This window comes from Eubacterium sp. CAG:161, assembly GCF_000432355.1.
Classification (GTDB): Bacteria; Bacillota; Clostridia; order Lachnospirales; family Lachnospiraceae; genus Eubacterium_G; species Eubacterium_G segne.
In genome coordinates this window covers 62,387-70,898 of the sequence record NZ_HF991874.1, presented here as the reverse complement: position 1 = coordinate 70,898, position 8,512 = coordinate 62,387, and the positions used below count along the sequence as shown (strand labels likewise).

The 8,512-nt window shown below is 34.5% G+C and carries 9 protein-coding genes and 1 pseudogene; all 10 read right to left on the bottom strand.

Features of this window, described 5'->3' with window-relative positions; all coding sequences use genetic code 11:
• Nucleotides 1-538 (bottom strand): nitronate monooxygenase (locus Q5O30_RS10395; RefSeq protein WP_302674720.1); only part of this gene is annotated, 538 nt, incomplete at its 3' end.
• 13 nt (nucleotides 539-551) lie between these two features.
• Nucleotides 552-776 carry an acyl carrier protein gene (acpP, locus tag Q5O30_RS10390; protein ID WP_021953680.1) on the bottom strand — a complete coding sequence of 75 codons (225 nt, stop codon included), beginning with the start codon at nucleotides 774-776 and terminating at the stop codon, nucleotides 552-554.
• A 58-nt stretch (nucleotides 777-834) separates the two neighbouring features.
• A complete protein-coding gene (locus Q5O30_RS10385; protein WP_021953679.1) occupies nucleotides 835-1,836 on the bottom strand; it encodes a 3-oxoacyl-ACP synthase III family protein in 1,002 nt (333 codons plus the stop codon).
• A 351-nt stretch (nucleotides 1,837-2,187) separates the two neighbouring features.
• Entirely contained in the window at nucleotides 2,188-2,706 is a 519-nt protein-coding gene (locus tag Q5O30_RS10380) for a hypothetical protein (protein WP_021953678.1), read from the bottom strand.
• A gap of 24 nt (nucleotides 2,707-2,730) precedes the next feature.
• Nucleotides 2,731-3,300 (bottom strand): amidase domain-containing protein, encoded by a 570-nt coding sequence (locus Q5O30_RS10375; protein WP_021953677.1) that lies wholly within the window; start codon nucleotides 3,298-3,300, stop codon nucleotides 2,731-2,733.
• Between the two features lie 168 nt (nucleotides 3,301-3,468).
• A complete protein-coding gene (locus tag Q5O30_RS10370; protein WP_302674697.1) occupies nucleotides 3,469-4,284 on the bottom strand; it encodes a hypothetical protein in 816 nt (271 codons plus the stop codon).
• 277 nt (nucleotides 4,285-4,561) lie between these two features.
• On the bottom strand, nucleotides 4,562-5,554 hold the full coding sequence (locus Q5O30_RS10365) for a YafY family protein (protein ID WP_021953675.1): 993 nt from the start codon (nucleotides 5,552-5,554) through the stop codon (nucleotides 4,562-4,564).
• 99 nt (nucleotides 5,555-5,653) lie between these two features.
• Nucleotides 5,654-6,616, bottom strand: coding sequence for a PfkB family carbohydrate kinase (locus Q5O30_RS10360; RefSeq protein ID WP_021953674.1), 963 nt, complete (start codon nucleotides 6,614-6,616; stop codon nucleotides 5,654-5,656).
• A gap of 27 nt (nucleotides 6,617-6,643) precedes the next feature.
• Nucleotides 6,644-8,128 carry a glycoside hydrolase family 32 protein gene (locus tag Q5O30_RS10355; protein ID WP_021953673.1) on the bottom strand — a complete coding sequence of 495 codons (1,485 nt, stop codon included), beginning with the start codon at nucleotides 8,126-8,128 and terminating at the stop codon, nucleotides 6,644-6,646.
• Between the two features lie 111 nt (nucleotides 8,129-8,239).
• A pseudogene (locus tag Q5O30_RS10350) lies at nucleotides 8,240-8,512 on the bottom strand (hypothetical protein); the annotation flags it as partial.

Genomic DNA, 8,512 nt, shown 5'->3' with positions numbered 1-8,512 from the left:
CTGCCATAAATCCTCTTTCATCTGCTATGCCTCCTGCTGCTATTACAGGTATGTTGACAGCATCTGCCACCTGTGGTACAAGACACATGGTTGTTATTTCCCCTATGTGTCCTCCTGCTTCACAGCCTTCGGCTACAACTGCATCAGCACCACATCTTTCCATCATTTTAGCCATTGCCACGCTGGCAACTACAGGAATTACCTTAATTCCACTGCTTTTCCACTGTTCCATGTACTTAGCCGGATTTCCTGCACCGGTAGTAACTACAGGCACCTTTTCCTCAATAATTACTTTTGCTATTTCATCTGCCTCAGGGTTCATTAACATAATATTTACACCAAAGGGCTTATCTGTTCTTTTTTTAACTTCTCTTATTTGCTCTCTGACCCAAACAGCCGGTGCACCGCCGGAACCTATAATTCCAAGCCCTCCGGCATTTGAAACGGCGGCAGCTAAATTAAAATCTGCCACCCATGCCATTCCACCCTGAATAATAGGATATTTAATTCCAAGTAATTTTGTAATTTCAGTAGTCATTTTCCACTCTTCCTTACTTGTTTTCATTAATGTAATTTACAATATCTTCTACTGTCTTAATTTTTTCCAGATTTTCTACAGGGATCTTTATGTCAAATTCATCCTCAAGTGCCATAACCATTTCAAATAAATCAAGGGAATCTGCATTTAAATCCTTTTCAAATGATGCATTAGGGGTTACTGCTTCCTCATCCACTCCTAACTGCTCAACAATTATTTCTCTGATTCTTTCAAACATTTCTTTTCTCCTAACAAAAAATTTATTTACAATCCGGATTTACCGGTAATTGCCTCTTTTAAAATTCTAAATAAGTTGCCCCATAAGATAAGCCGGCGCCAAATCCTGCCATTATAATTTTGTCTCCTGCCTTTATTTCGTCTAAACCATTTAACTTATCTAGAAGCATTGGTATACAGGCTGAGGAAACATTGCCGTAATCCTCAATATTTAAAGGAATTTTTTTCAACGGAATTTTTGACCTTTTTGCTATGCCTTCTATTATTCTGCTATTTGCCTGATGCAAAAGATACTTATCAATTTCATCTTTATCCATATGGATTTTTTCAAGAAGCGCCTCTATACATTCCGGAACTTTTTTTACGGCGAACTTAAATATTTCACCGCCATCCATGTTTATGTATGTTTTTTGAATATCCTGAAAGGATATATCAAATTGCCCTTGATGATTTTTTCCCAAATTAGTTTTCCTTAATGCAAAGGGATTTTCCATTGTAAGGGCATCTCCATTTTTTCCATTAGAAAACATTACCGTTTCAAACATGGCATTTTCATCCTTTTTTATCACTACAGCTCCTGCTCCATCACCAAATAATATGCATGTTTTCCTGTCACTCCAGTCTGTAATTTTTGACAAGCTCTCCGCCCCGATTATCAAAGCGGTGTTTATTAATCCTGTATTTATAAATGTCTGGGAAATATTATATGCCGTTATAAATCCCGTACATGCAACATTTATGTCAAAGCAAAATGCATTTTTTGCATTTATTGCTTTTTGAACAAAACATGCCGTTGAAGGCAAAACAAGATTTGAAGAAACAGAGGATACAATAATCAAATCAATTTCATCAGGTAAAAGTCCGCTGTTTTCCAATGCTTTTTCTGCAGCCTTAACTGCCATATCGGCTGTGGTTTCTTTATCACCTGATATATGTCTTGATTTCACACCTGTTCTTTCCCTTATCCATGTATCATCAGTGTCAAGATATTGTGCCAAATCCTTATTAGTTACTATTTCCTTTGGTACATAAGACCCGGTTCCAATTATTTTTCCAAACATTTTCTTCTCCTTGTCACAAATTAGTTGCTAGTATATCCGCACAAACCATCATCGTCAATACTTTAAAATGATGATTTACAAAGGGAAAAAATGTTGTTTAATATCATACATTTTCAAGGATTTTTGTATAATAATCCGGTAATTTATGTTTTTTAAGGCGGACTTTTTGAGGATGGAGTTATCTGATATTTTGCTTATCAAACCGGAACAACCCTTAATCTGTATCATCAAAAACTTTGATTACACAAAAAAAATCCATCTAAAGCACATAGATTTTATCTATATGCCTTAGACAGATTTTTTTCTATTAAAATATATATTATTACTATAATTTGTGTATTTTCAAAAAAACTAATTTATTTCACTATATACTTTCTCAATTTCATCATTAAACTGATTACTAAGTTCTTCATAATTGTAATCTTTCCTGTTCTCTGCCTCCTTTAATATTCCCTTATACTTATCTAATACAGGTGTTAATTTTTTAATTCTATACTCTGCATCCGGAATCTTATCCTTTGGCATTGAACCTTCCGACATCTCTCTTTCCATATCAGATATTGCAACTTCTATTGTTGAAATTCTTGCATTCAACTCTTCCTTATAATCAAATAGACCATATTCAATTTGCTTATTTCCTAATTCCTCTATAGTTTTATTATATTCTTTCGCGTCTTCATCACTAAGTCCCTTTTGGTCCAATATGTCTTGTGCCTTATTCTTCAGTGATTCAATCTCCTGTTTTTGTTCCTTTACTGTTATGGGCTTTTTATAGCCTTTTCTTATGTTTCCTTCTGCATTATTGTAAGTAAAAAACAATAACGAAGATACCAAACATACGCCTACCATACTAACTACTACTTTTTTCATAACATACCTCCTATCACTTTTCAACTATTTCTTCTTTCCCGTATTATAATACACAACATACGAATAATTTGTTGTACTTATATAATCATGTAACATAATTCCTAACATATTACTAGTATGTTGAGCCATTAACAGTGTATCAAACCCTTTTGAACTCTTACCTTTATCATAACTAACCTGGGAGTGCTTAATTTCATTAGAAGAATAACCATACTGCACCACATCGCCGGGTTCAATCATTTTATAAATAAGTGATGCATATGCATTTTTCTGTTTATCATTTAAACTAGATATCTCTTTTCCTGCACATACAACGCGTTTAGACCAATATTTTTTAAAATATGTAGCATTTTCCCACGTTGCTGAATGTGGTCTCCAATATCTCACATCTTCATATGATGGTAACTTACTCGACCTTCTTTTACCACCTTGTTCAATACATTGAGACGCAAAATTCGTACAATCTAAATTTGATTTATAATACCCGGCTGTATTATAACCTTTTGCCCACATCTTAGCATAATATGCAGCACTTGACTTACTATAATTCTTATCTATCGTCGCTGCACCTACCGTATGCAAACTAACCAACATCAAGCAATTCACTACTCAAAATAATTTTACCGTTTTTCTCATATAAATTTACCTCGTTCATCATATTGTAATCACATTTATATTGTATCATTTTATTTTTTTGCTGTCAATATGTTTTCAGTTAATCGCCATTAATAATCACCTTAATAATCACCTAATAGACTTCTCCTATTTAACCATAAAGTCTATTACTTCCTTAACACCCTTTTCATCATCTATAGGCAACATTGATAACTCTGAAATATTCATATACTCTTCTTTGTCTATGTTATAATTTACAATCATATTCGTATATATATTTGTCCAATTAGATTCATCCCCTTCAATTTGAGGAGTCACCTCAAATTCAATTTTATCTCCTTTATGAATCCTGATTGGTAAATCAGATAAATTTCCAATCTGATTGTCATTAACATACACTTTTGTTTTATCTATATTAATCATTCCATTAGTACTCAGGGATTTAATTGTAATATCAGTAGTTGCCTTATATCCGTATGACAAAACCGTGTCAGTTACACAAAAAGCTGTTGGATTTTTGTCAGATTGCAAATCTTTAGTATTATTATCTTCATCGTCTATAAAAGTATAACTGAGAGGTTCTTTAAATTTTATCTCCTCATCTTTACCATTGATGCATAACATAACACCATCAACATTAATAATATCATCTTTTTTCTTTTTACCAATATCCACTGTAACTATGTACGAGCAAAGGGAATAATCTCTGTATGCAAAAGTTTTAGCAAAATCTTCTACACTTATTTTCCCATCATAGTTTACTTCGTCTAATCCATCTCCACTCAATCCATTTACCTTTATTGCGGGTGTTTCACCACTATATATAAAATCAATACATATCCTTATTTCATTGCTACTACAAAAAACCATTTGGTTAGCCATTGTTGTATTATAAACCACGCTTACGCTACTCTCTTTTGAACAAGACGTTAACAAAAAGCAGCTTAACACCGCCAATAACATAATTTTTTTATATACATCTTTACCTCCTGCACCATTCTCGTCATGTATTTCCTATTTTACACTAATTATTCAGTTTAATTTTTTCCTGTTTTGTAAAATCTTTTTTATTCTAATAAATGCATTTTTGTTTGTCAAATATTTTTAACAATAATTTCCATATAAATATTTTTAATCTGCCATAGCCATCCCTGCTATTATATTCACACAAAAAATCCCCCTAAAGCACCTAGATTTAATCTACACGCTTTAGAAGGATTATTTCCTGTCATTAAATTATTTACACATTATATTGTTCACAAAGTCTTTTTATTTCCTCTTTAACATCATCCACCACATACTGTGGTGAAACAATGGTTGCCCCATCTCCTAATGCCATTATCCAATGAATAAACTGTTTACTTACTACCACATTAACATTTACATTAAAATGTTCATCTCCATCAGGCACTATAATTATGTCTTTGCCAAATCTGTCGATTATTACACCTGCTAATGCATTTTCGCAGTGGATTTTTACCCGTTCTTCCTTACCACTGTACATTCCAAAAACTTTTCTGGCATACACAGCCATATCGAATTCACTGAAGCACTCTTTTCCTTCACGTTTATCCTCAGTAATTTCTATATGCAACATTTTATCCACTCTGAAATGCTTAATTATTTTTTCAGTATCATCATATGCCACAAGGTAATAGTTTTCATCATCCCAGGATAATGCCCAAGGGCTTACCCTGTAATACTCGCCATTATGCCTTAATTCCATTTTCTTTTTAATATTCCACTGAAAATACTGAAATCTAATCTGCCTGTTTCCTGCAATCGCCGTATGTATATTGTCAACGTTATAATAAATACTCTCATTCATAGTCTTAACCCGCTTTGTCACATACACCTGACGTTGAAGCTTAGATGCCTCATATTTACTGGCAAGACCTTCTATTTTCTTAATGAGTTCATTGGACTTCTTTGTTGTAAGAAACTTTGCCGACTGAACAGAATCCACTAATAGTTTCAACTCCGCCAATTCAAACTGACGGTTTGCCACATTATAATAATAGGTTCTGTCCCTTTGTACTCCAACAATGTCCACTCCGTATTGTCTAAGACTCTCTAAATCATTATAAATGCTTTTTCTTTCTGCCGTAATGCCATAATCCTTTAATTTTAAAAGAATATCCGACATACTTATAGAATGAGTTTCATCTGTATTTTCCATTAGAATCTTAAACAAATACATTAGTTTAAGCTTCTGATTAGACCCCTTTGCCATATTCTACCTCCCGATTAAATCTGGTTATAGAATATCATGCATTGGTTATTATTTCCACTGTTTTTTAGTTTGCAAGTACAACATCCGGTACTTTCCTTTTTATCTGCTGTGTAATAATTCTTCTATTTCTTCCTTTGTTGGCATTACACACAATGCTCCTTTTCTTGTGGTAATTATAGAAGCTGCCGCATTTGCAAAATTAAGCATTTCCCGAAGGTTATGGGTGTCTAAATTATCAAGACCTTTATTTAAAATATAATGAAGTATGCAGCCTGTAAAAGTGTCACCGGCTCCGGTAGTTTCAATGGTATCTTTTGTTAAAAACGGATTTGCTTCCACTACCATACCGTTATAATAAGCCCTGCTGCCCTCTTTTCCCATAGACACTAATATAAGATCTATGTCATATTTTTCCCTGATTTTCTGTACACCATCAGAATAATCTTCCTCTCCGGTAAGCCATTGTATCTCATTATCAGATATTTTTAGAATATTACAATATTCTAAGCCTTTTTTAACCTGAGTGCGGGCATTTTCCATGTTATCCCATAAAGGCTCCCTTATATTAGGGTCAAAGGAGATTATACATCCGCTTTTTTTTGCCACCTCTAATGCCTTGATGGTTGCCTCTCTTACACCCTGATGAGTCATGGATAAAGTGCCAAAGTGAAATATCTTAGAATTTTCTATTAATTCTGAATTAACTTCATCTGCCCTAAGCATCATATCCGCTCCCGGATTTCTGTAAAATGAAAAGCTTCTGTCTCCATCTTCTGCCGTATGTACAAAAGCTAATGTAGTATTAACTTCCTTATCCGTTACAAGATTTTCTATATTAATATTCAGTCCTGAAACTCTTTCTTTAAGCATTTCTCCAAATATATCGTCCCCTACTTTTCCTATAAAGGCTGTTGAATGCCCCAGGTTAGTAAGCATTGACAATACGTTACATGGTGCTCCTCCGGGATTTGCTTCTAACAACGGGTTTCCCTGATTACTTATTCCATTTTCAGTAAAATCTATAAGCAGTTCACCCATTGCGGTAACATCAATTTTACTCATATCAAATCCTCCTTATATTGTCTCCATCTATTTAATGGTTTCTTTTAACTCCCACATCTTTATTTCCCTAATATTAAGACATCCCTCATCAGTCACAATATAGTTGCCTGTCTGACTGCTGTCTGCAAAAACATTGCAGCTACAGTTGGTTTTATAGTCATCCGTATACACTTCAATAGAACTTTTATCCACAAAAGCCCTTATTTTCATGTTCTTTTTGTCCTTTAAAATCAACGGTCCTCGGGCAATGCCTTCACTCCAGTTATCAGAATTGTTTCTGTCAAAATATAGCATCTGATGTTTTAAATCGAAAGTTACTTTTGTTTTGTTGTTTTCATTGCATCTTAAAAGCAATGAAAATTTATCTGCTGTGGTACTTTCCAAATCAATATCCATTTCCATTTCAAAGCAGTCACTTTCTATACAATTAAACTGTTCCTCCTTAGTTACAGATATCTCTTTAATACACTTTTCTTCTTTTCGTATATTTTCAATTTCCTTTATTGGAACAAACTTAAGGGTATTATCCGGACACAAAACCACCTCTCTTGGTAAGTCAAAGAATCCGCACCAGCCTTCCTTAAAGCTTGGGCCCCAATCTTTCCACCATGGCATCCAGTCCCAGGCATTTGCCCAGCCTACAATAATTCTTCTGCCTTTACTGTCTAAAAATGACTGAGGAGCATAATAGTCAAATCCATAGTCAATCTGACCTACATTGGTATATGTAAATTTTCCCGTGTCATAATTCATGTCTCCTACTAAGTACACTGATGTTCTCTCATTTATTCCCATAGGCGAAAACATAAGTACGTGTTTATCTCCTATTTCATAAAAGTCGGGACATTCCCACATATAACCGAACTCTCCTCTGCTCTCTGCAAGAACATTGAAAAACTCCCAGTTTTTTAAATCCTTAGACCGATATAACAGGGCACTTGCCAAATTATTTTTCTTAGAACCACAAACTAAATAGAAGTAATCACCATGTTTCCAAACCTTAGGATCTCTAAAATTACTTTCATCATAGCCTTCCGGCGGGTGTGGAATAATAGGATTATTTTCATATTTTTCAAAATGAACACCATCCTCGCTGTATGCCAGACACTGTGACTGGATAAATCCGTCTCCATAGTTTGTTGTTCCTGTATATACAAGGTATAGCTTTCCATCATGTTCAATGGCACTTCCTGAAAAGCATCCACCTTCCTTATGATTGTCATATGGTTCGCTTGGAGCCAATGCCACCGGGAGATACTCCCAGTGTAGCATATCGTCACTAATGGCGTGTCCCCAGTGCATTGCTCCCCAATACGCATCATAAGGATTGTATTGATAGAAAAAGTGATATTTATTCTTATAATATATCAGACCATTTGGATCATTAATCCAGCCCTGTTGTGCCATAAAATGATAATTTTGTCTCATTTTTCCTTCAGACACTTTATCTTTTGTTTTCTCAATTTCTTCCTGAGCCTTTTTTATATTCTCATTTAACAATTCCTGTGACATGATATATTTTCCTCCTAATCAATATGTATTGCCCCCTCCCTTCGGTCGGCGACATTTCGTCGGAAACATTTTTATAAATGAACTTCGTTCATTTGGTTTCCTCCTGTATGATTATTTGTCGTATTCGTCTCTTAGTTTCTTTGCAAATTCAGTATTAAGTTTTGACTCACGTCTTGCCTTTGCTTCCTTAATTCTAAACTGCTCATCTCTTGCCGGCTTGTATACTTCCCAACGTTTTTCGTAGCTTTCTATAGCTGCCTTCATTTCCTCGGTAAGTTCAGGCTTTTCTAACTTTCTTTCAGGAAGTACCGGTACTACAGGAAGTCTGTCTTCCACCGGTGGCATTTCCATTTTCATTGTTGTTGGAAGTACCTGATACCAGTA

Coding starts and splice junctions, on each gene's coding strand:
- Q5O30_RS10375 (WP_021953677.1), bottom strand. CDS start 3,300: ATGTTGGTTAGTTTGCATACGGTAGGTGCAGCGACGATAGATAAGAAT.
- Q5O30_RS10360 (WP_021953674.1), bottom strand. CDS start 6,616: ATGAGTAAAATTGATGTTACCGCAATGGGTGAACTGCTTATAGATTTT.
- Q5O30_RS10370 (WP_302674697.1), bottom strand. CDS start 4,284: ATGTTATTGGCGGTGTTAAGCTGCTTTTTGTTAACGTCTTGTTCAAAA.
- Q5O30_RS10365 (WP_021953675.1), bottom strand. CDS start 5,554: ATGGCAAAGGGGTCTAATCAGAAGCTTAAACTAATGTATTTGTTTAAG.
- Q5O30_RS10385 (WP_021953679.1), bottom strand. CDS start 1,836: ATGTTTGGAAAAATAATTGGAACCGGGTCTTATGTACCAAAGGAAATA.
- Q5O30_RS10355 (WP_021953673.1), bottom strand. CDS start 8,128: ATGTCACAGGAATTGTTAAATGAGAATATAAAAAAGGCTCAGGAAGAA.
- acpP (WP_021953680.1), bottom strand. CDS start 776: ATGTTTGAAAGAATCAGAGAAATAATTGTTGAGCAGTTAGGAGTGGAT.
- Q5O30_RS10380 (WP_021953678.1), bottom strand. CDS start 2,706: ATGAAAAAAGTAGTAGTTAGTATGGTAGGCGTATGTTTGGTATCTTCG.